Annotated in this window: 18 protein-coding genes and 1 pseudogene; 7 read left to right on the top strand and 12 right to left on the bottom strand. The window is 67.6% G+C overall.

All coding sequences use genetic code 11. The features are described from left to right. Nucleotides 1-689: 689 nt before the first annotated feature. Entirely contained in the window at nt 690-3,221 is a 2,532-nt protein-coding gene (locus WS92_RS05375; RefSeq protein WP_059931413.1) for an adenosylcobalamin-dependent ribonucleoside-diphosphate reductase, read from the bottom strand. Between the two features lie 418 nt (nt 3,222-3,639). Here WS92_RS05375 and WS92_RS05370 point away from each other — a divergent pair, with 418 nt between their 5' ends. Then, nucleotides 3,640-4,086 carry a PACE efflux transporter gene (locus WS92_RS05370; RefSeq protein WP_015603745.1) on the top strand — a complete coding sequence of 149 codons (447 nt, stop codon included), beginning with the start codon at nt 3,640-3,642 and terminating at the stop codon, nt 4,084-4,086. Nucleotides 4,087-4,254: 168 nt separating this feature from the next. Here the strand turns inward: WS92_RS05370 and WS92_RS05365 are convergent, their stop codons facing one another. From WS92_RS05365 to WS92_RS05315, 11 genes are all read right to left on the bottom strand, one after another. Continuing rightward, nucleotides 4,255-5,130 (bottom strand): ABC transporter permease, encoded by an 876-nt coding sequence (locus WS92_RS05365; protein WP_059931415.1) that lies wholly within the window; start codon nt 5,128-5,130, stop codon nt 4,255-4,257. Next, the gene (locus tag WS92_RS05360) at nt 5,123-6,313 is read right to left on the bottom strand and encodes an ABC transporter substrate-binding protein (RefSeq protein WP_059931417.1); all 1,191 of its coding nucleotides are present in this window, start codon (nt 6,311-6,313) and stop codon (nt 5,123-5,125) included. The genes WS92_RS05365 and WS92_RS05360 overlap by 8 nt, the downstream gene beginning before the upstream one ends. 28 nt (nt 6,314-6,341) lie before the next feature. Beyond that, nucleotides 6,342-7,142: an ABC transporter ATP-binding protein gene (locus tag WS92_RS05355; RefSeq protein WP_015603431.1), complete on the bottom strand. Its 801-nt coding sequence runs from the start codon at nt 7,140-7,142 to the stop codon at nt 6,342-6,344. Next, on the bottom strand, nt 7,139-8,254 hold the full coding sequence (locus WS92_RS05350; protein ID WP_059931419.1) for an acyl-CoA dehydrogenase family protein: 1,116 nt from the start codon (nt 8,252-8,254) through the stop codon (nt 7,139-7,141). Before WS92_RS05350 ends, WS92_RS05355 begins: the two co-directional genes overlap by 4 nt. Continuing rightward, nucleotides 8,227-8,793 (bottom strand): carboxymuconolactone decarboxylase family protein, encoded by a 567-nt coding sequence (locus tag WS92_RS05345; protein ID WP_015603753.1) that lies wholly within the window; start codon nt 8,791-8,793, stop codon nt 8,227-8,229. The genes WS92_RS05350 and WS92_RS05345 overlap by 28 nt, the downstream gene beginning before the upstream one ends. Nucleotides 8,794-8,915: 122 nt before the next feature. Beyond that, nucleotides 8,916-9,905 carry an AraC family transcriptional regulator gene (locus WS92_RS05340; RefSeq protein WP_059931421.1) on the bottom strand — a complete coding sequence of 330 codons (990 nt, stop codon included), beginning with the start codon at nt 9,903-9,905 and terminating at the stop codon, nt 8,916-8,918. A 226-nt stretch (nt 9,906-10,131) separates the two neighbouring features. After that, a complete protein-coding gene (gene groL, locus WS92_RS05335) occupies nt 10,132-11,772 on the bottom strand; it encodes a chaperonin GroEL (protein WP_006028534.1) in 1,641 nt (546 codons plus the stop codon). A gap of 32 nt (nt 11,773-11,804) precedes the next feature. Continuing rightward, a complete protein-coding gene (gene groES, locus WS92_RS05330; RefSeq protein WP_004525505.1) occupies nt 11,805-12,095 on the bottom strand; it encodes a co-chaperone GroES in 291 nt (96 codons plus the stop codon). Nucleotides 12,096-12,307: 212 nt separating this feature from the next. Further along, a complete protein-coding gene (speB, locus tag WS92_RS05325) occupies nt 12,308-13,270 on the bottom strand; it encodes an agmatinase (RefSeq protein ID WP_059931422.1) in 963 nt (320 codons plus the stop codon). Between the two features lie 133 nt (nt 13,271-13,403). Continuing rightward, on the bottom strand, nt 13,404-14,894 hold the full coding sequence (locus tag WS92_RS05320) for an aldehyde dehydrogenase (protein WP_059931424.1): 1,491 nt from the start codon (nt 14,892-14,894) through the stop codon (nt 13,404-13,406). Between the two features lie 114 nt (nt 14,895-15,008). Next, a complete protein-coding gene (locus WS92_RS05315; RefSeq protein WP_015603327.1) occupies nt 15,009-15,560 on the bottom strand; it encodes a cupin domain-containing protein in 552 nt (183 codons plus the stop codon). Nucleotides 15,561-15,608: 48 nt separating this feature from the next. On the opposite strand from WS92_RS05315, the pseudogene WS92_RS37110 reads away from it, so the two are divergent. The 6 genes and pseudogenes from WS92_RS37110 to WS92_RS05290 form a co-directional block, all read left to right on the top strand. Beyond that, a pseudogene (locus WS92_RS37110) lies at nt 15,609-15,692 on the top strand (chemotaxis protein); the annotation flags it as partial. 299 nt (nt 15,693-15,991) lie between these two features. Further along, nucleotides 15,992-16,195, top strand: a complete 204-nt coding sequence (locus WS92_RS36370) for a hypothetical protein (RefSeq protein ID WP_230479360.1) — start codon at nt 15,992-15,994, stop codon at nt 16,193-16,195. Nucleotides 16,196-16,501: 306 nt separating this feature from the next. Further along, complete coding sequence (locus tag WS92_RS05305) at nt 16,502-17,299, top strand: gamma-glutamyl-gamma-aminobutyrate hydrolase family protein (RefSeq protein ID WP_045554698.1); 798 nt, start codon at nt 16,502-16,504, stop codon at nt 17,297-17,299. Nucleotides 17,300-17,325: 26 nt separating this feature from the next. Continuing rightward, entirely contained in the window at nt 17,326-18,660 is a 1,335-nt protein-coding gene (locus tag WS92_RS05300; protein WP_059931426.1) for a glutamine synthetase family protein, read from the top strand. Nucleotides 18,661-18,694: 34 nt separating this feature from the next. Then, nucleotides 18,695-20,134, top strand: coding sequence for an aspartate aminotransferase family protein (locus tag WS92_RS05295; protein WP_061083811.1), 1,440 nt, complete (start codon nt 18,695-18,697; stop codon nt 20,132-20,134). Between the two features lie 67 nt (nt 20,135-20,201). Beyond that, entirely contained in the window at nt 20,202-21,323 is a 1,122-nt protein-coding gene (locus WS92_RS05290; protein ID WP_015603280.1) for a polyamine ABC transporter substrate-binding protein, read from the top strand. The last annotated feature ends 151 nt before the right edge of the window (nt 21,324-21,474 follow it).

Genomic DNA, 21,474 nt, shown 5'->3' with positions numbered 1-21,474 from the left:
TCGGACGACGCGCGCCGGAACCGCGATTCGCCGAGAGCGCCCGAATGGGAATGTCGGGCCCGTCTGATTCAGATCGTTACCGCTCCGGAATGCATCGTTTCAATTCATTGAACCATGTCCAATGAATCGGCTTTCATTAAAAACAATTTCCGGCTCATGCTGAGCGCGCAATGTTAAAAACAAATTTCAAAAAAATAAAGCGCTTTCTGAATACCCCGCCATAAACAGTTGGTTATTCAACCCAACTCCATCTGAGCCCCGACCCCTCCGCCTTTCCATGATTTTCTCTGCCCAATCAAAAGGATCGGCAACATCGTTTTATGCGGCATAAATATTTTCAGCCTGATTCTCGCGGACCCCTTGACATTTCAGATATGAAAATAAATCCAGCCATATTTTTAAACCGCCATTTTCAATTTCCCGCATTGAATCGGATTTCGGCCATATGCGACGGCGGCGTGATTCGGACTCTGTTCGGCATGCCGCGATGTATATCGCCGGATCGGCGAGTCGCGCGCGGCAGCGTCACGCCATCCGTCGCCCGGCGTGCACGGTGGCGCAAGCGGGCATGGCCCGTATGGATGCGAGGAATCGAGCGGAAGGAAAGAATGCGGGATTGGAAAGGCTGATGGGCGCGCGCCGCCGGCTTCGTCGCCGGCGCGCGCACGAGCGGACGACCGCTCAACCGCTCAACCGCACGCGCCGATCTCGCCGCACGCGGTGCAGAAATCGCAGCCGTCCTTGCGAATCACTGCGTTCGCGCCGCACGAATTGCATTTGCGGCCGAACATCGTGCGCAACTCGCCGGCGCTGTGCGACGCCGCGGCCGTCTCGTCATCGCTTTCGCCGCTCGCCGCCCCGGTCTCGGCCGCGAGCATTGCGGCAACCGCATGCAAATCCGCGCCGCCGCGCGGCAGTTTCGCGAGCAGCCGCGACGGCACCTGGTTGCCCTCCGCGTCGAGAAAGCCACGGCGATGCAGGATCTGCTGGATCGCATAGCTGAGCGCGGCGACTTCGGAATCGTGCCACAGCGGAATGCGCCGGCCGTCGAGCCGCTGCGTCTCGCCGAGCCGCACCTGCCCGCGGTCCCACGACACCTTGCGCAGATCCTGCAGATTGCGCGCGACGAAGCCGCCGCGCGCGGCGAGCGACAGCGAGCGCATCGTCGCCGTGATCCATTGCTGCGATTCGTCGCGCTGGCCGACCGGAATGAAGAACTCGATCGGCCGCTCGATCGTCACTTCGTCGCCGCCGATGCGCCCCGTCACCTCCATGAACGACACCGCGACATACAGCGACTTCTTGCCGAGCTGCGTCAGGTATTCGACCTTCTCGATCACCGCCGGCAGCTCCCCCTTCGGCCGGTGGTCGATCGCGATGCGCAGCGGATCGAGATCCGCCTCCTCGAGCGTGTCGTCGGGCTCGGACGTGTGGAGCACCGCGCCGAGCGTCTCGTTCGGGCGATACGTCGCGAGCCCCTTCAGCCCGCTCTTCCATGCGTCGAAGTAAAGGCTCTCGAAATCGTCGAACGGATAGTCGGCGGGCACGTTGACCGTCTTCGAGATCGACGTGTCAATGTACGGCTGCACGGCCGCCATCATCGCGAGGTGGTCGTGCGCGGACATCTGCAGCGCGCTGACGAAACAGTCGGGCAGCGCGTCGACGTCGCCGCCCAGCTCGCGATACAGCCGGTACGCGTAATCCTCCACCGCGAACGTCTGCCGGCTGCCGTCCGCCATGATCTTCGTGCGCTGATACGTCCACGAGAACGCGGGCTCGATGCCGTTCGACGCGTTGTCCGCGAACGCAAGGCTCACGGTGCCCGTCGGCGCGATCGACAGCAGATGGCTGTTGCGGATGCCGTCGCGGCGAATCGCCTCCTGAATGTCGTCCGGCAGCCGCGACGCGAACGTGCCTTCCTCCAGATACCGGCTCGCGTCGAAGAGGGCAAACGCGCCGCGCTCGCGCGCGAGCTCGACCGACGCGCGATACGCGGCGTCGCGCATCTCGCGCCCGACGCGCGCGGCGAAATCGCGCCCTTCCTGCGTGTCGTAACGCAGGCCGAGCATCACGAGCGCGTCGCCGAGGCCCGTGAAGCCGATGCCGATCCGCCGCTTCTGCTCCGCTTCGCGGCGCTGCTCCGGCAGCGGCCAGAGCGTCACGTCGAGCACGTCGTCGAGAAAGCGAACCTGCGTGCGCGTGCGCTCGGCGAGCGCGTCCCAGTCGAACGCGCTTGCGCCGCCGTCCAACTGCGCGAACGGATCGCTCACGAAGCGCGTGAGGTTCAGCGGCCCGAGATTGCAGCAGCCATACGCGGGCAGCGGCTGCTCGCCGCACGGATTCGTCGCACGAATCGACTCGATCGCGCGCAGGTTGTTGTCGTCGTTCATCTTCGAGATGAACACGACGCCCGGCTCGGCGACATCGTATGTCGAGCGCATGATCTTGTCCCAGATCGCACGCGCGCGCCTTTCCGCGTAGACCCACATTCCGTCGTCGCGCCGATGCAGATCGCCCGCCGCGCGCAGCGCGGGGGACGGCTCCGCGCGATGCACGAGCTGCCACGGCAGGTCCTGCTCGACCGCGTTCATGAACGCGTCGGTCACCGCGACCGAGATGTTGAAGTTGTTCCAGCGCCCCTTCGAATGCTTCGCCTCGATGAATTCGAGCAGGTCCGGATGATCGCAATCGAGCACCGCCATCTGCGCGCCGCGCCGCGCGCCCGCGCTCTCGACCGTGCGGCACGACGCGTCGAACACATCGATGTAGCTGCACGGCCCGGACGCGCTCGAGCCCGTCGAATGCACGTATGCGCCGCGCGGCCGGATCGCCGAGAAGTTGTAGCCGACCCCGCCGCCGCGCCGCATCGTCTCCGCCGCCTGCAGCAGCGCGACGTAGATGCCGGGCAGCCCGCGCTCGTCGACGCCCTGGATGCAGTCGCCGACCGGCTGCACGAAGCAGTTGATCAGCGTCGCCGCGATCGGGCTGCCCGCCGCACTCATGATCCGGCCCGCGCCGAGCGCGCCGCGCTGCAGATGCTCGACGAAGCGCGCCTCGATCTCGTCGCGCAATTCGGGCGGCTCCGCCTGCGCGATGCCGCGCGCGACGCGACGGTAGATGTCGTCGACCGTCTGCTCGTCGCCCTTCGCATATTTTTCCAGCAGCACGTCGATCGAGAATTGTTGGGGAGCGAGATGGAACTCGGTTGAGATGGTCGCCATGAACAGCCTCTCTACGGCAATGCGCGTGGATGATCGGGCTCGACACTATAGCCGCGGATGTGGCGGCCGAGAGCGGCGCGTCGCCGCATGCGACGACCATACCGCAGCGGCCATTTCGCCGCAATCGGCGGCGCGCGGCGATCACATGAAACTACGGCCGGGTCAATGAAACGGAAGGCCGGTCAGAGAGGGAAGATCGGGCCGGCGGCCCGGCGGGCGCTGCCGCGCAAGGAGCAACCGGACAACCAGGGAAGCAAGATGCTTGCCGCTGCGCAACATGCGTGCGGCGCACGGCCGGAAGGCAATCGCGCGCCGAATTCGGTATCCTCTGTCTCGATCGCTTCGTCAGATCATTCGCGTCGCCCTCGACTCCACGTCGAACACGGCCTATCCGACATCCCCGGTTCCACACTCCGCCATGCAAGGGTTCAAGAGAAAAATCGTCTACGTCACATGCTTCGAGCTGATCGCCATCGCGATCACCACGACCGGATTTTCGCTGCTCACCGGCCAGGCCCCGACGCACGCGAGCATCGCGGCGGTCGCTTCTTCGGCGATCGCGGTGGTCTGGAATCTGGCCTACAACACCGCGTTCGAATGGTGGGAAGCCCGCCAGACCCGGCGGGGCCGTGGCTTGCTGCGCCGCGTCGCGCACGCGGCCGGTTTCGAGGCCGGGCTGGTCGTCATGCTGGTGCCGCTGTTCGCGTGGTGGCTCGACGTTTCGCTGTGGCAGGCGTTCGTGCTGGATCTGGGCCTGATCGCCTTCTTCCTCGCGTACACGTTCGCGTTCAATCTCGCATTCGATCGCCTGTTCGGGCTGCCGGCGTCGGCGCAGCCCGCGCCTTCGGAGGCTTCGTCGGGCTGACGCGGAACCGGCCGCACACGATGGGCGCGCGCCATGCGCGGCCGGCACGACGGTTAATGCGCCGGCGCATCGGCGCTGCGGCACATCAATGCGCCAGACAGCGCGGCCCCTGGAAGCGGTCCGCGATCACGCGTCCCGCCGAGCCGCCACGCCGCGTATTGCTCCGCATCAACCGCTCGCGCTCGTCCAGCGGGCGAGCGCGGCCCGCGCGAGCGCATCGAGCGCGAGCCCGATCGCGCCGATCACGACGATCACCGCCGCGAGTTCCGGATACGCGAGCCGGTCGCGCGTATCGAGCACCAGATAGCCGAGCCCCGCGCTCACGCCGAGCATCTCGGCCGGCACGAGCACGATCCACAGCACGCCGATCGCGAGCCGCATGCCGCCCAGCACCGACGCGGTGATCGCCGGCAGCACGACGTGCCACGCGAGCTCGGCGCGCGTCGCGGCGAGGCTCTCGCCGAGTTCGAGCCAGCGCCGGTCGATCTGCGCAACGCCGGACGCCGTGCTCATCAGGATCGGCCAGAGCGCGGCGAACGCGAGCAAAAAGCAGATCGAGCGCTCGCCGATGCCGAACGACATCACCGCGACCGGCATCCACGACAGCGGCGAGATCATCCGCAGCAACTGGAACGTCGGTGACAGCAGCGCGTCGAGCCATTTCACGCGCCCGATCAGCAGCCCGAGCGGCACGCCGAGCGCGAGCGCGATGCCAAGGCCCGTCGCGACGCGCATGACGCTCACGCGCACGTGCATGCCGAGGCGCTCGTCGCGCAGCAGCGCGGGCACGCTGTCGAGCGCGCGCTCCGGCGCGAACAGCCGGGCGGGCGATTGCGGGCCGGCGAGCCAGTGCGTCGCCGCCCACCAGAGCGCGAGCGCGCCGGCGATGCCCGCGGCCCCGATCGCCGCATCGCGCAGCCCGCGCGCGAGCGATGGGCCGCGGGCATCGGCGGAGACCGCGGCAACCTGCGGCGCCGCGCCGTGCTCGCGATGAGCGAGCGCGCCGCCGCGCGCCGGCGCGCGCCGAATCGATGCGTCAGACAACGATCGTCTCCTCGCGCGTGAACGATTCGGGCAGCCCGAACGCCGCCAGGCCGCCGACGGCCGCGATGCTCTTTCTGACAAACCGCGCATCGACGAGCTCGCTCGCGGCGCGCACCGGATCGAGCCGCTCGAGGAAGCGCGCATCGCCGTCCATTACGGTGCGCTTCAGGCGCCGCACGAGCTCTTCGGTGTAGCTCGGGAACGGATACGGCTGGAAATCGATCCGCTTCTCGCGCCAGTCCGCATGCCGGATCGCGCCGCGCGCGCGGTAATCGGAGTCGAGCGCCGCCGACGGCGCGAGCACGCGCGACAGCGTCTGCACCGGATGCGGCGTGTAATGCTGCGCGCCCTCCTTCGACAGCAGCCGCGCGGTTTCGTCCGGATGCGTGCGCGCCCAGAGCTGCGCCTTCACGATCGCGTCGACGACCTTCTGCGACCACTGCGGCCGCGCGTTCAGATCCTGCTCATGCATGAACACGACGCAACATGCATGGTTCTTCCATACGTCGCCGGTGAAGCGCAGGATCTTGCCGATCTTCATCAGCTCGACCGCCGCGTTGAACGGCTCCGCGACGATGTAGCCCGCGATCTGTCCGGCCGCGAGCGCGGGCGGCATGTCGGCGGGCGCCATCACGACGAGGTTCACTTCGTTCGCCGCTACGTTGCCCGTGCGCTTGAGCGCCGGCGCGAGCCCGTTCTCGCGCAGCAGATGCTGCAGCACGACGTTGTGGATCGAATACCAGAACGGCACCGCGACGGTCTTGCCGCCGAGCCCGCGGACCTCGTCGATCGCGGGCGCGACCGTCAGCGCCGAGCCGTTCACGTGATTCCACGCGACGACCTTCGCCGGCACGCCGCTGCCGTAGCGCGCCCACACCGTCATCGGCGACAGCAGATGCACGACGTTGACCTGCCCGGACAGGAACGCCTCGACGAGCTGCGCCCAGCTTCGCAACAGCCGCGGCTTCTCGGCCGCGACGCCCGCCGCGTCGAAATAGCCGTTGTGATGCGCGACGAGGAGCGGTGCGGCGTCGGTGATCGGCAGATAGCCGATGCGCACCGGCGCGTCGGGCTCCGTCGCCGCGCGCGCCGCGCGTTGCGCAAGCAGCGGCATCGCCGCCGCGCTCGTGAACAGCGCGGCGAGCTTCAGCCATTCGCGGCGGGTGATCGGTACTTCGCACATCGTCGGTTGGTTCCTCGAATGAAAAAAATCAGGCGGCGTAATGCGCATCGCTCGCACGCGCGCGCCCCGCGGCTTCCGGTGCGTCGCGCAGCGCGCGCAACGTGCGGTGGATCTCGGTGCGCAGCGAAGCGACGCGCTCGAGCGCCGCGTCGCGCGGCGCAATCGACCACACGCCCGCGGTCCCGCCGCGCCCGTCGAGCAGCACGATCCGGTCGGCGACGCGCAGCGCTTCGTCGATGTCGTGCGTGACGAGCACGGTCGCCGCGCGCGTGTCGGCGGCGACGCGCAGCAGCAGGTCCTGCATGTCCATGCGTGTCGCGGCGTCGAGCGCGCCGAACGGCTCGTCGAGCAGCAGCACCTGCGGCTGCCGCGCGATCGCGCGCGCGAGCGCGACCCGCTGCGCCATTCCGCCCGACAGTTGCGCCGGAGCGTGGCCGCGCGCGTGCGCGAGCCCGACTTCGTCGATCGCCCACGCGACGCGGCGCGCGCGTTCGTCGCGCGACAGGCGCGGCTGCCGCTTGAAGTCGAGCCCGAATGCGACGTTGCGCTCGACCGACAGCCACGGCAGCAGGCTCGCTTCCTGGAACATCAGCACGACGTGCGGATGCGGCCCGTCGAGAGGGCGGCCCGCGATCTCGACCGAGCCGGACGCGGGCTCGCGCAGACCGGCCAGCACGCGCAACAGGCTCGATTTGCCCGCGCCGCTCGCGCCCAGCACCGCGACCCGCTCGCCCTCGCCCACGGCGAGATCGAAGCGGTCGAGCACGGGCGGCCGCGCCGCGCCGTAGCCGAACGTCAGCGCGCGAGCGTCGAGGCGTGGCGAGCTCATGCGGCGTCTCGCGCCGCGTGTTTCGCGAGCTCGCTCTTCAACTGCACGAGGCTCGGCGTGACGACCGGCACGAACGCGGCCTCGCGCCAGCGGCGCTCGAAGCCGTTGTCCGCGCCGTCGCGCCGCACGTAGGCGCGGCCGCCGCTCGCCTGCAGCTCGAGCTGCACGGCCGTCTGCGCAAGCTCGGCAAGCGCGATCCGGATCTCGAAGAGCCGTGCGCGCTGCGCGCCGAACGCGCCGTCGCGCAGGCCGGCGACGAGCCGCTCGACGTTCGCGTCGAGCGCGTCGCTCGCGGCGGCGATTTCCGCGTCGAGAATGCGTCGCGTGGCGCCCGCCGAGCAGCGCGCCTCGTCGAGCGAGCGGCTCGCGAGCCCGATCGCCATCGCGCATTGCATCGCGAGGAACGCGGGACGCACGGCGGGCAGGAACGCGTGCGCATCGTCGTGGATGCGCCAGCGCGCGTCGAGCGCGACGTCGTCGAAGCGCAGCGCCGCCGTGTTGCTGCCGCGCAGCGCGATCAGATCGAGGTCGCCGCTTCTCGCGACGCCGGGCGCATCGTCGCGCACCGCGAAGATCGACGCGGCGCGCCCTTCGTGCGCGGCCGCGACCGCGACGAGCGTGCCGCCCGGGCGCACGTTCGTCACCCACGGCAGCGCGCCGTTCAGCCGCCATGCTTCGGAAGACGAAGGATCGGGCGTCGCGTCGAGCTGCAGCGATTCGATCCCCTGAAGGTGCTTCATCGCGTTCGACAGGCCGGTCGCGCCCGCCGCTTCGCCGCTCAGCAGCGCCGGCAGCCAGCTCGCGCGCAGCTCGGCATTCGGGCTGCGCAGCAGATATTCGATGAAGGTGCGCTGCGCCCAGCACACGAATGCGGCCGTCAGCGAATGGCGCGCGAGCGCGGCGATCGTCGCGACCGCGTCGACGACGTCGCCCGCCGCGCCGTCGCGCTCGGGCACGCCCGCGCGGAAAGCGCCCGAGGCCGCCAGGCGCGGCATGAGCTGCTGCTTCGTTTCGGTCGATATGTCGAGCGACGCCGCGTGCGCGTCGAGCCATTCGGTCAATGCCGGATCGAGTGCGATCCGGGTCAGGCGGTTTGCGTGCGAGGTTCCCATCGGTAGGCGGCCAGTTCAGGATTCAGTTCGTTCTGCGCGAGGTTGTTCGCGAAATTGCAGAGCGTCGCGAGACTCACGCCGAGCACGACCTCGAGCGCGTTCGCGCGCGTGAAGCCCGCCGCGATAAACGCGTCGAGCTGCGCGTCGCCAACCGCGCCGCGCGTCGCGATCACCGCGCGCGTGAACGTCGCGACGGCCGCGAGGCGCGCATCGGCGGGCGGCTCGCCCGCGCGCAGCGCGTCGACGTCCCGCTGCGGCACGTGCGCCTTCTTCAGCGCGACCGCGGTATGCCCGGCGACGCAAAAGCCGCAGCCGTGCGTCGCGGCAGCCGTGATCTGCACCGCCTCGCGCTCCGCGAGCGCAAGGCCGCTGCGGCCGTTGATCTCGGCGACGGTCAGATACGTTTCGAGCGCCGTGGGCGCATTCGCGAGCGATGCGACGAGGTTCGGCAGGAAGCCGTTGTGGTTCAGCGTCCGGGTCAGATACGGCACGCTCGCTTCGGGCGCGTCGCTCGGCGTGAGAAGAGGAAGGCGGCTCATCTGAGGCTCCTGGTGGAATGCCTCATTGTCCGAAGCGCGCGATCGGCGGGCAATGCGCGAAAGTCTGCGAGTGCTGCGAATTCGTCCACGCATGCGAAGCGGCGAGCTCGGCGGCGAAGCGCTCAATGCAGCGCCGCGTTCGCTCCCGGCGCGCGCGCGACAGCGCCGCCGCGCAGCGTGGCATCGGCCTGCCCGCGCCGGTACGCGCCCGGCTGCAGGCCGACGATCCGCTTGAACGCATGCGCGAACGCCGATTCCGACTGATAGCCGACCCATTGCGCGACGCGCGCGATCGCCTCGCCCTGCCGCAGCATCTCGGCCGCGATCCTCATCCGGATCAGCGTGACGAATTGCGCGGGCGGCTGCCCGCATGCGTCGACGAAGCGCTTGTAGAACGCCGCGCGCGACATGTGCGCGAACGCCGCCATCGCATCGGTCGTCCACGGCTCGCCGGGCCGATCGATGACGGCCGCGATCAGGCTCGCGAAATCGGCGCGGCGCATCAGCGGCGCAAGGCCGCTCGCGAGCGAATCGTCGTCCACCGCGTCGCGCACCGCGTAGAAGAACAGCAGCTCGGTCAAACGCGCGATCAACGGCGACGGCTCGTCGAACGAGCCGGGCTTCGCGGCCTCCGCGCGAATCAGGCCGACGATCGCGTGGATCTGCCCGGCCGCCGCGCTGCCGCGCCGCACGACGAGGCAATCGGGCAGATACGACGCGATCCAGTCGCTCGCGCCGCTGCGGAACGCGAGAAAGCCGCACGCGAGGCCGACCGCACCCGGCACGCCGGGCTCGAAGCGTTGCATCGCCGAAGGCGTCGCGCGCGCGGCGTCGCGCGCGCGGGCGGGCGGCGCCGGCTCGGAAGTCAGCGCGTGCGGAACGTCGCGCATCAGGAATATCGCGTCGCCTTCGGCGAGCGGCACGCTCGCGCGGCCGTCGCCGAAATGCAGCCAGCAGCGGCCGTCCAGCACGACGTGGAAGCTCGCCTTCGCGCGCCCGGCCGTCGACGCGCGCCAGCCGTCGCCGCAATATTGGCCGACGTGGAAGATCGAGCTGACGGGCTCGAGGCTCGACAGCAGCCAGTGAATGATCTTGTCCGTATGCGAGCGCATGCGCGGCGTCCCCGGTCGTGTCGTGTTGGTCGAATGCGATGGTAATCGCATTACGGTAACGGCTTCGCGACGGCAGACGAACCAACGTTTCGTTGGACGCTTATGAGCGATGGAAATAAACGGGGCGCGGCGGGCGTCGAACGGACCGTTCGATGCCCGCCGCGCGAGGGCGCTTCGGTTCGTCGTATGACGCTTCGCCATCCACGCCTGCGCTACACGCTCACGCTCAGAAGTCGAAGCCCGGACCGCCCGCGCCCGGCACGCCCGCCGGCGGGGCGGGCGGCGCGTCCTTCGGCGCTTCGTGAACCGTCGCATCGGTCGTCAGCAGCAGGCCCGCGATCGACGCCGCGTTCTGCAGCGCGGTGCGCGTGACCTTCGTCGGATCGAGCACGCCCGATTCGACGAGGTCGCCGTATTCGCCCGTCGCCGCGTTGTAGCCGTAGTTGCCCTTGCCGGCCGCGACCGTCGCGACGACGACGCTCGCCTCCTCGCCCGCGTTCGCGACGATCTGGCGCAGCGGCTCCTCGAGCGCGCGCAACACGATGCTGATGCCCGCCTTCTGATCGGCATTCGCGCCCGCGAGCTCCGCGATCGCCTGCTTCACGCGAATCAGCGCGACGCCGCCGCCCGGCACGATGCCTTCCTCGACAGCCGCGCGCGTCGCGTGCAGCGCGTCGTCCACGCGGTCCTTCTTCTCCTTGACCTCGACTTCGGTCGCGCCGCCGACCTTGATCACCGCGACGCCGCCCGCGAGCTTCGCGACGCGCTCCTGCAGCTTCTCGCGATCGTAGTCGGACGTCGCATCGGCGATCTGCGCGCGGATCTGCTTCACGCGCGCCTCGATGTTCGCCTTGTCGCCCGCGCCGTCGATCAGCGTCGTGCTCTCCTTGCCGACCTCGATGCGCTTCGCGCGGCCGAGCTCCTGCAGCGTCGCCTTTTCGAGCGTGAGGCCCGTTTCCTCGGCGATCACCTGGCCGCCCGCAAGGATCGCGATGTCCTCGAGCAGCGCCTTGCGGCGGTCGCCGAAGCCCGGCGCCTTGACCGCGACGGTCTTCAGGATGCCGCGGATGTTGTTGACGACGAGCGTCGCGAGCGCTTCGCCCTCGACGTCCTCCGCGATGATGAGAAGCGGCCGGCCCGCCTTCGCGACCTGCTCGAGCACCGGCAGCAGATCGCGAATGTTCGAGATCTTCTTGTCGTGCAGCAGGATGAACGGCTCGTCGAGCACCGCGAGCTGGCGGTCGGGATTGTTGATGAAGTACGGCGACAGGTAGCCGCGATCGAACTGCAGCCCTTCGACCACGTCGAGCTCGTCGGCAAGCGACTTGCCGTCCTCGACGGTGATCACGCCTTCCTTGCCGACGCGGTCGATCGCCTCGGCGATCCGCTGGCCGATCGATTCCTCGCCGTTCGCCGAGATCGTCGCGACCTGCGCGATCTCCCTGCTCGTCGTCGTCGGCTTGCTGATCTTCTTCAGCTCGTCGACCGCGGCGGCCACCGCCTTGTCGATGCCGCGCTTCAGATCGAGCGGATTCAGGCCCGCGGCGACGTACTTCTGTCCTTCGCGCACGATCGCCTGCGCGAGCACGGTCGCGGTCGTCGTGCCGTCGCCCGCCGCGTCGCTCGTCTTCGACGCGACCTCCTTCACGAGTTGCGCGCCGATGTTCTGCACTTTGTCCGCAAGCTCGATTTCCTTCGCGACCGACACGCCGTCCTTCGTGACGACGGGCGAGCCGAAGCTGCGCTCGAGCACGACATTGCGGCCTTTCGGGCCGAGCGTGACCTTCACTGCGTTCGCGAGCAGATTGACGCCTTCGACGAGCTTCGTGCGCGCGCCGTCGTGAAAAATGATTTCTTTCGCTGCCATGATTCGGCGCTCCTTATCGGATCGGTATCGGATCAGGAATGAACGACTGCGACGATGTCTTCCTCGCGCAGCACCAGCAGTTCGTTGCCGTCGACCTTCACGGACTGCCCGGCGTACTTGCCGAACAGCACGCGCTCGCCGACCTTCACGTCGGGCTCGACGCGCTTGCCGTCGGCGTCGCGCCGGCCGGGGCCGACCGCGACGATCTCGCCCTGATCGGGCTTTTCGGCCGCGCTGTCGGGAATCACGATGCCGGATGCGGTCTTGGTTTCCTGATCGAGTCGCTTGACGATGACGCGATCGTGTAGCGGACGTAGGCTCATGCTCACGTTTCCTTATCGAAGTCGTTGGCACTCGGGCTCGGTGAGTGCCAATCAGGTGTCGAGTATAGAAACGCGCGCCCAAACGCTCCAATAACGGATTCGCACAAACTTATCGGGGAAAACGCATTAGCCGCGGCGTCGGGTTCGGCCGGTCCGCCGCCGGCGCGGCCCTCGCCGCGCGTGCGCAAGCAAGGGCCCGCCGACACGGCCCGTCAGCGCGCGCCCACCTTGCGCTGCCGCCACAGGCACAGCAGATCGCACGCGACATGCGCGGCCGCGATCGCGGTGATCTCGCTGTGGTCGTAAGCCGGCGCGACCTCGACGACATCCGCGCCGATCAGGTTCACGCCGCCGAGACCGCGCACGATCGCGAGCGCCTGCGCGGACGACAGCCCGCCCGCGACCGGCGTGCCCGTGCCCGGCGCGAACGCGGGATCGAGGCAGTCGATGTCGAACGTCAGATACGCGGGCCCGCCGCCGACGATCGACGCGATGCGCCCGGCCGTCGCGCGCGGCCCGTGCTCGTGCACCCACGCGGCGTCGAGCACGTCGATGCCGAGATAGTCGTCGTTCCACGTGCGGATGCCGATCTGCACCGACGTCCGCGGATCGATCAGCCCCTCGTCGACCGCCTTGTAGAACATCGTGCCGTGATTGAGGCTGTCCGGCGCGTCGTCGGCCCATGTGTCGCAATGCGCATCGAAATGAATCAGCGACAGCGGCTTGCCGACCTTCCGCGCATGCGCGATCAGCAGCGGATACGTGATGTAGTGATCGCCGCCCAACGTCAGCATCTTCGCGCCCGATTGCAGGATCGTCCGCGCGTGCTCGACGATCGCGGGCTTGATCGAGAGCGGATTGTGCGCGTCGAACCAGCAGTCGCCGTAGTCGATCACCGCGAGATCGTCGAACGGATCGAATCCCCAGGGATACGGATGCAGTTCGGCAAGCTGCACGCTCGCCGCGCGCACCGCGGCGGGGCCCAGGCGCGCGCCGGAGCGGAACGTCGTCGCGAGGTCGAGCGGCACGCCGGACACGACGACGTCGATGCCGCCGAGATCGCGCGTGTAGTTGCGTCGCATGAACGACAGCACGCCCGCGTAAGTGTTTTCGATCGAGGAACCGTAGACGGATGGACGGCGGATCGCGCCGTCGCCGTGGAGCGTTTCATTCATGGAATGACCCGATGGAGGGACCGGCCCGCTCGCGATGCGGCTCCCGAAAAAGAGGCGGGCAGGCCGGCGGCCGGATTCATTGGGAACGCGGCGACGCGTTGCGCGCGCGCCGCCGCGCTGGCTTGCGAATCCTTTAGCGCAGCCGCACGAGCGTCGACTTCAGCTCGGTGTACTTCTCCAGTGCGTGCAACGACTTGTCGCGGCCGTTGCCCGATTGCTTGTAGCCGCCGAACGGGAAGTTCATGTCGCCCCCTTCGTCGTAGCAGTTGACCCAGACGGTGCCCGCGCGCAGCCGGCGCGCGACGTCGTGCGCGGTCGTCAGGTTCGCGGTCCACACGGCCGCGCCGAGCCCGTATTCGCTGTCGTTCGCGATCCTCACCGCTTCGTCGACCGAATCGAATGTGATCACCGACAGCACCGGCCCGAAGATTTCCTCGCGCGCGATCTTCGTGTCGGGCCCCGTGTCGAACACGGTCGGCTCGATGTAGAAGCCGCCGCTCGCTTCGTTCACGCGCGCGCCGCCGAGCAACAGCTTCGCTTCGGCGCGGCCCGTCTCGATATAGCCGAGCACGCGCTCGAGCTGGATCGCGTCGACGATCGCGCCCATCGATACGTCCGGATCGAGCGGATTGCCGGGCTTGTATGCGCGCGCCGCGGCGACGAGCTTTGCGAGAAACGCGTCCTTGATGTCGCGATGCACGAGCAGGCGCGAGCCCGCCGTGCACATCTCGCCCATGTTGTAGAAGATCGCGCCCGCCGCCGCCTTCGCCGCGCGGTCGAGATCCGGGCAGTCGGGCAGCACGATGTTCGGCGATTTCCCGCCGAGCTCCAGCCACACGCGCTTCAGGTTCGATTGCCCCGCATACTGCATGATCAGCTTGCCGACGCCCGTCGAGCCCGTGAACGCGAGACAGTCGACGTCGCGATGCAGCGCGAGCAGCTTGCCAGGCTCGCCGCCGCCCGGCACGACGTTGAACACGCCGGCCGGAATCCCCGCCTCGTGCGCGAGCTGCGCGACCCTGATCGCCGTGAGCGGCGATTTCTCCGACGGCTTGAGCACGACGCTGTTGCCCGCGGCGAGCGCCGGCCCGAACTTCCACGATGCCATCAGGATCGGGAAATTCCACGGCACGACCGCGGCGACCACGCCGAGCGGCTCGCGCGTGACAAGGCCGACGAGATGATGATCGGCCGGCACCACTTCGCCGCCGACCTTGTCGATCGCCTCCGCGAACCACTCGACGCAGTACGCGGCGCCCGGCACGTCGACCGTCGTCGTGTCGCCGATCGGCTTGCCCGCATCGAGCGTCTCGAGCAGCGACAACTCGTCGAGATGCGCGCGCATCAGCGCCGCCCAGCGCAGCAGGATCGCCTTGCGCTCGCGCGGGTTCAGCCCCGCCCACGCCTGTTCGTCGAACGCGCGCCGGGCGGCGGCCACCGCCGCGTCGACGTCGGCCGCGCCGCAGTCGGCGACCTTCGCGAGCACGCGGCCGTCGATCGGGCTCACGCAATCGAACGTCTTGCCGCCGTGCGCGCCGCGATACGCGCCGTCGATGAATGCGCGCCCCTCGATCGCGAGCGTCGCGGCCTTGTCCTGCCAATAAGCCAAAGTGGTCTTGTCCATCGGAATAGCCTCATGGAGTGGGATTCGCCGCGCGTCGTGACGTCTGGGCCATGCGTGACATAGCGGCGCTGCGTGCCCGCGGCGCGGTCGGCGGCGAATCGCGTTGGCGCGTCGTCAGAAGGTGGGCGGCGAATTCGCCGACACGACCTCGCAGACCTGTTCCGCGCTGGGATTGCGAAAACGGTGCGGCAAGCGGCTCTCGAAGTAATAGCTGTCTCCGGGGTCGAGCAGCCACGTCGTGCCGTCGACGGTCAGCTCGATCTGCCCCGATACGACCACGCCGCCCTCGTGCCCCGCATGCGTGAGCATTTCCGGCCCGGTGTCGGCAAGCGGCCGATAGACCTCGCGCATGATGCACATGTTGCGGTCCTTGACGCCCGAGCCCGCCAGATAGAAGCCGATCGTCTCGTTGCCGAGATTCGGCATCCCGGCGCGCCGCGAGACGACGGAGCGATTCTCGCCGACCTCGAACGTGAAGAACTCCGCGAGGCTCATCGGAATGCACTCGAGCAATTTCTTCAGCGATCCTACAGAAGGACTGACGCGGTTCTGCTCGATCAGCGAGATGGTGCCGTTCGTGACGCCCGCGCGCTTCGCGAGCTCGCGTTGCGACAGGCCGTACTTCATGCGCACGTGGCGCAGACGAGTGGCGACTTCAGTGGACATCGATAGGGATTCCGACACGATTGTTGAGCGTCGACGACCGACGATTGCGTGGCACGAGTGTCGAATATTCTAATCACTTTCAGCCGTTTTCTGCCCGGGAAAACCCTGCAAGGCGTTCGAAATATTGCACGCCGCCGCACGCTTCCGTTTACGCAGGATAAAAGCCCCTCACCGGGAAAAACGCATCGCTTCGTATTTTTGAAAAATATTTGACGCCGTTTTTGGCTCGTATATGCTGATCCACAGGTCGGCGTCATGTCATCGTCATGTTGCGGTGCATTTCAGACGGTATCCGAAATTTACATCGCGTTGACGATCCTGCCGCCGGACCGATGCCCCGATTGATTAAACGCCGGATGCGTTCGATGAACCGGGGTGTTCAAAACTTTCAACGTCACCAGTCGAGTGTAATCGTGAGAGTCCGTGGCCCTCTGGTAAGGTGGGATCGAAGACATGCGGCGAGCATCCCGCATGACGTCGCCCTCTCCGACGGCAGCAGCGGCGCGCTTGTTCCTCGCCTGCTTCCGTCCGTATTCACCATCCTGTCCCGTCGCTCCGTGCGACGTCACAACGCCGTCTCCGCACGCGGCTACATCGCCGTGCACATCGACGAAGTCGCCTCGCTGCTGCCGTAGCGCCTCTCCTCCTGACGCTGTTCGCTCCGAACGCCAGCGCTGACGCCTGACCGGCGCAGCGGCCTGCCGCATCGTCGCGCGCGCGCTCGACCATCCCCGCTGCGCCGCGCGTTCGTGTTCGAGCAAGCGGAATCATTTTTCATCGCGCGCATGGCGATTGCCGGCTTGCGGCCGCCGCTCGCCCATCGCGCACACGCCTCATCGGCTTCACGCACTGCGCGACGCCGACGGGCCCGCTCACGCCTGCCGTATTGCGATTTTCGATGCGCGATTCGCAATCCGGGCATTCATCGAAACGTGAAACTCATGCAAAGCAAACCATTGGTCGGTATCACTGCGGATAAAAAAATGATGGGCGCGCATCCATCGCATATGGTCGTCGAGAAATACATCGCGGCCGTCGTCGACGGCGCCGATGCGCTCGCGATGCTCGTGCCGGCGCTCGGCGCGCGGCAGGCGGCGCGAGACGTGCTCGCCGCCGTCGACGGGCTGCTGTTGACCGGCAGCTACTCGAACGTGGAGCCGCATCGCTACGGCGGCGATCCGAGCGCGCCCGGCACGCTGCACGATCCCGCGCGCGACGAGACGACGCTGCCGCTCGTGCGCGCGGCGATCGACGCCGGCGTGCCGGTGCTCGCGATCTGCCGCGGCTTCCAGGAGTTGAACGTCGTGTTCGGCGGCACGCTGCATCAGCAAGTGCATGCGGTGGACGGATTCGACGATCACCGCGAGGACAAGGGCGACACGCTCGACGCGCAGTACGCGCCGGCGCACGCGATCCGCCTCGCGGCGGACGGGCTGTTGCAACGTCTGCTCGGCGGCGCGACGCACGCTCACGTGAATTCGCTGCACGGCCAGGGCATCGCGCAATTGGGCGCGGGCCTCGCGATCGAAGCGGTCGCGCCCGACGGGCTGATCGAAGCGGTTCGTGCGCCGCACGCGCGCGCGTTCGCGCTCGGCGTGCAATGGCATCCGGAGTGGAAGCACGCGGACGATCCGCTTTCCACCGCGATCTTCCGCGCATTCGGCGATGCATGCCGCGAACGGATGCGCGCCCGCATGCAGCACGACGCCCGGCCGCCGGCGCACGCGATCGACGCGTGACCCGACCCACTACAACGAGAACGATCATGCAAGACATCGACGAATTCCTGAAGAAGCACCGGATCACCGAAATCGAAGCGATCATCCCTGACATGGCGGGCATCGCGCGCGGCAAGATCATTCCGCGCAGCAAGTTCGAAACGGGCGAATCGATGCGCCTGCCGCAGGCGGTGATGATCCAGACCGTCACCGGCGACTACCCGGAGGACGGCAGCCTGACGGGCGTCACCGATCCCGACATGGTCTGCCTGCCCGACGCGTCGACGATCCGCCTGATTCCGTGGGCGATCGATCCGACCGCGCAGGTGATCCACGATTGCGTGCATTTCGACGGCACGCCCGTCGAAATCTCGCCGCGCCGCGTGCTGCGCCGCGTGCTCGAGCTTTACAAGGCGAAAGGCTGGAGACCCGTGATCGCACCGGAGCTCGAGTTCTATCTGGTCGACATGAACAAGGACCCGGACATCCCGCTCGCGCCGCCCATCGGCCGCACCGGGCGGCCGGAGACCGGGCGCCAGTCGTATTCGATCGAAGCCGTCAACGAGTTCGATCCGCTCTTCGAGGACATCTACGAATACTGCGAAGTGCAGGATCTCGAGGTCGACACGCTGATTCACGAAGTCGGCGCCGCGCAGATGGAGATCAACTTCCTGCACGGCGATCCGCTGAACCTCGCCGATCGCGTGTTCCTGTTCAAGCGCACCGTGCGCGAGGCGGCGCTGCGGCACCACATGTACGCGACGTTCATGGCGAAGCCGATGGAGAACGAGCCGGGCTCGGCGATGCACGTGCATCAGAGCATCGTCGACGAGCAGACCGGGCGCAACCTGTTCACCGCGGACGACGGCAGCCCGACCGACATGTTCTACGCGTACATCGCCGGCCTGCAGAAGTACACGCCCGCGCTGATGCCGATCTTCGCGCCGTACATCAACTCGTATCGGCGGCTCTCGCGCTTCATGGCCGCGCCGATCAACGTGCAGTGGGGCTACGACAACCGCACGGTCGGCTTCCGGATTCCGCATTCGGCGCCCGCCGCGCGGCGGATCGAGAACCGGATTCCGGGCGTCGACTGCAATCCGTATCTCGCGATCGCGGGCACGCTCGCGGCGGGCTACCTCGGCATGACGCGGCGCCTCGTGCCGACCGAGCCGCTCGTGAGCGACGGCTACAGCCTGCCGTATCAGCTACCGCGCAATCTCGAGGAGGGGCTCACGCTGATGGCCGCGTGCGAGCCGCTTGCCGAGATCCTCGGCGAGAAGTTCGTGAAAGCCTATCTCGCGTTGAAGGAAACCGAATACGAAGCGTTCTTCCGCGTGATCAGCTCGTGGGAACGCAAGCATCTGCTGCTGCACGTCTGAACGCGCACGCAGCCCATCCATCCAGGAGGAAACGATGAGCTACCGACTGAACAACGAATCCGCATGGGTCCAACCCGCCGCGCCCGCCGCCAGCGCGCACGCGCACGAGCGCCGCACGAGCGCCGAATACCGCGCGCTCGACGCCGCGCACCACATTCACCCGTTCTCGGACATGGGCTCGCTCAATCGCGCGGGCAGCCGCGTGATCGTGAGGGCCGAAGGCGTCTATCTGTGGGATTCCGACGGCAACAGGATCATCGACGGCATGGCCGGCCTCTGGTGCGTGAACGTCGGCTACGGCCGCGACGAACTGATCGAGGCCGGCAGCCGCCAGTTGCGCGAGCTGCCGTTCTACAACACGTTCTTCAAGACCACGCATCCGCCCGTCATCGAGCTGTCCGCGCTGCTCGCGGAAATCGCGCCGCCGGCGTTCAACCGCTTCTTCTATTGCAACAGCGGCTCCGAGGGCAACGACACGGTGCTGCGCATCGCGCATCAGTACTGGCGCACGCAGAACCGCCCGCAGAAGAAGTTCGTGATCTCGCGCAGCAACGGCTATCACGGCTCGACGATCGCGGGCGCGACGCTCGGCGGCATGAGCTACATGCACGAGCAGATGCCGTCGAAGGTCGAGCACGTCGTCCACATCGATCAGCCTTATTACTTCGGCGAAGCGGGCGAGGGACAGACGCCCGAGGCGTTCGGGCTCGAACGCGCGCGGCAGCTCGAAGCGAAGATCCTCGAGCTCGGCGCGGAGAACGTCGCGGCGTTCATCGGCGAGCCGTTCCAGGGCGCGGGCGGCGTGATCTTCCCGCCGTCGACGTACTGGCCCGAGATCGAGCGGATCTGCCGCCAGTACGACGTGCTGCTCATCGCGGACGAAGTGATCGGCGGCTTCGGGCGCACCGGCGAATGGTTCGCGCATCGGCACTTCGGCTTCGAGCCGGATCTGATGACGCTCGCCAAGGGCCTGACGAGCGGCTACGTGCCGATGGGGGCCGTCGCGCTGTCGGACCGGATCGCCGACGCGCTGATCGCGCACGGCGAGTTCAACCACGGGATGACGTACTCGGGGCATCCGGTCGCGGCGGCGGTGGCCGTCGCGAATCTGAAGGTGCTGCGCGACGAACGGATCGTCGAGCGCGTGAAGACCGATACCGGCCCCTACTTCCAGCAGTTGCTGCGCGAGACGTTCGCGAACCATCCGATCGTCGGCGAGATCGCGGGCGCGGGGCTCGTCGCGGGCATCCAGCTCGCGCGCGAGCCGGGCGCGCGCAAGCGCTTCGAGAACGGCGGCGAAGTCGGCACGATCTGCCGCGACTACTGCTTCAACGGCAACCTGATCATGCGCGCGACGGGCGACCGGATGCTGCTGTCGCCGCCGCTCGTGGTCTCGAAGCCCGAAATCGACGAGATCGTGTCGAAAGCGAAGAAAGCGATCGACGCGACCGCGCAGCAACTGGGCCTTTCCTAACGGCATTGCCAATCGGGCGGGTGGCGCGCGGGCGCCGCGCGCCCACCTTCATCATCAGGGGAACAACATGAGTGTGAGCCATCTTCGTCATGCGGTCGCGCGCGCTGCGCTCGTCGCGCTCGCCGGCGCGTCGGCGCTGGCCGCACCGGCCGCGCAAGCGGTCGGCGCCGAGCTGAACGTCTACAACTGGTCAGACTACATCGCGAAGGACACGATCCCGAACTTCGAGAAGCAATCGGGCATCCACGTCAAATACGACAACTACGACAGCGACGACACGCTGCAGGCGAAGCTGCTCGCGGGCAGCTCCGGCTACGACATCGTCGTGCCGACGTCGAACTACATGGCCAAGCAGATTCAGGCGGGCGTCTACCAGAAGCTCGACAAATCGAAGCTGCCGAACCTGTCGAACCTCGATCCGACGCTGATGAAGATGATCGCCGACGCAGATCCGGGCAACCAGTACGGCGTGCCGTGGGCGTTCGGCACCGACGGCGTCGGCTACAACGTGCAGGCGGTGAAGAAGGCGCTCGGCGAGAACGCGCCCGTCGACAGTTGGGCGCTCGTGCTCGATCCGGCGAACGTGTCGAAGCTCAAGGGCTGCGGCGTGTCGTTCCTCGATCAGGCGGTCGACGTGTTCGCCGCGACGCTGCAATACATGGGCAGGAATCCGAACAGCACGAACCCGGCCGACTACCAGGCGGCGTTCGACGTGCTGAAGAAAGTCCGCCCGTACATCACGCAGTTCAACTCGTCCGGCTACATCAACGATCTCGCGAACAACGACGTGTGCGTCGCGCTCGGCTGGTCGGGCGACGTCGGCATCGCGCATCGGCGCTCGGCCGAAGCGAAGCGCCCGTACGACATCAAGTTCTCGAATCCGAAGGAAGGCGGCCTGCTGTGGTTCGACGTGATGGTGATCCCGAAGGATGCGCCGCACGCGGAAGCCGCACTGAAATGGATCAACTACATCGAGGACCCGAAGGTCAACGCGGCAATCACGAACGAAGTGTTCTATCCGACCGCGAACCGCGCGGCGCGCCAGTTCGTCGCACCCGCCGTCGCGCAGGACCCGACCGTCTACCCGCCCGAAGACGTGCTGAAGAAGATGACGCTGATGCGGCCGATGCCCGCCGACATCCTGCGGCTCGAAAACCGTCTGTGGGCGCAACTGAAGACGGGGCACTGATCACGAGCGATTCCGGCGCGCGGCAATCGCTCGATTGCCGCGCGCCCCAAGCAAGCAATCCGGCGGCGGCGCGTTCGGCCTGAAGTTCAGCCCGAAACGCCCGGCGCCTCGATTCCCGGTCGCAGTCCCCCCGCGATTCGCCTTGTGCGCG

Origin of the sequence: Burkholderia sp. MSMB1588, assembly GCF_001546925.1 — a bacterium.
Classification (GTDB): domain Bacteria; phylum Pseudomonadota; class Gammaproteobacteria; order Burkholderiales; family Burkholderiaceae; genus Burkholderia; species Burkholderia humptydooensis.
The sequence above is the reverse complement of the archived record's forward strand: the minus strand, read 5'-3'. Positions and strand labels throughout refer to the sequence as shown.

What these genes read in the sequence shown, in the direction of transcription:
- WS92_RS05375 (WP_059931413.1), bottom strand. Translation starts at nt 3,221, where the DNA reads ATGGCGACCATCTCAACCGAGTTCCATCTCGCTCCCCAACAATTCTCG.
- WS92_RS05370 (WP_015603745.1), top strand. Translation starts at nt 3,640, where the DNA reads ATGCAAGGGTTCAAGAGAAAAATCGTCTACGTCACATGCTTCGAGCTG.
- WS92_RS05360 (WP_059931417.1), bottom strand. Translation starts at nt 6,313, where the DNA reads ATGTGCGAAGTACCGATCACCCGCCGCGAATGGCTGAAGCTCGCCGCG.
- WS92_RS05355 (WP_015603431.1), bottom strand. Translation starts at nt 7,142, where the DNA reads ATGAGCTCGCCACGCCTCGACGCTCGCGCGCTGACGTTCGGCTACGGC.
- WS92_RS05350 (WP_059931419.1), bottom strand. Translation starts at nt 8,254, where the DNA reads ATGGGAACCTCGCACGCAAACCGCCTGACCCGGATCGCACTCGATCCG.
- WS92_RS05345 (WP_015603753.1), bottom strand. Translation starts at nt 8,793, where the DNA reads ATGAGCCGCCTTCCTCTTCTCACGCCGAGCGACGCGCCCGAAGCGAGC.
- WS92_RS05340 (WP_059931421.1), bottom strand. Translation starts at nt 9,905, where the DNA reads ATGCGCTCGCATACGGACAAGATCATTCACTGGCTGCTGTCGAGCCTC.
- groL (WP_006028534.1), bottom strand. Translation starts at nt 11,772, where the DNA reads ATGGCAGCGAAAGAAATCATTTTTCACGACGGCGCGCGCACGAAGCTC.
- groES (WP_004525505.1), bottom strand. Translation starts at nt 12,095, where the DNA reads ATGAGCCTACGTCCGCTACACGATCGCGTCATCGTCAAGCGACTCGAT.
- speB (WP_059931422.1), bottom strand. Translation starts at nt 13,270, where the DNA reads ATGAATGAAACGCTCCACGGCGACGGCGCGATCCGCCGTCCATCCGTC.
- WS92_RS05320 (WP_059931424.1), bottom strand. Translation starts at nt 14,894, where the DNA reads ATGGACAAGACCACTTTGGCTTATTGGCAGGACAAGGCCGCGACGCTC.
- WS92_RS05315 (WP_015603327.1), bottom strand. Translation starts at nt 15,560, where the DNA reads ATGTCCACTGAAGTCGCCACTCGTCTGCGCCACGTGCGCATGAAGTAC.
- WS92_RS05305 (WP_045554698.1), top strand. Translation starts at nt 16,502, where the DNA reads ATGCAAAGCAAACCATTGGTCGGTATCACTGCGGATAAAAAAATGATG.
- WS92_RS05300 (WP_059931426.1), top strand. Translation starts at nt 17,326, where the DNA reads ATGCAAGACATCGACGAATTCCTGAAGAAGCACCGGATCACCGAAATC.
- WS92_RS05295 (WP_061083811.1), top strand. Translation starts at nt 18,695, where the DNA reads ATGAGCTACCGACTGAACAACGAATCCGCATGGGTCCAACCCGCCGCG.
- WS92_RS05290 (WP_015603280.1), top strand. Translation starts at nt 20,202, where the DNA reads ATGAGTGTGAGCCATCTTCGTCATGCGGTCGCGCGCGCTGCGCTCGTC.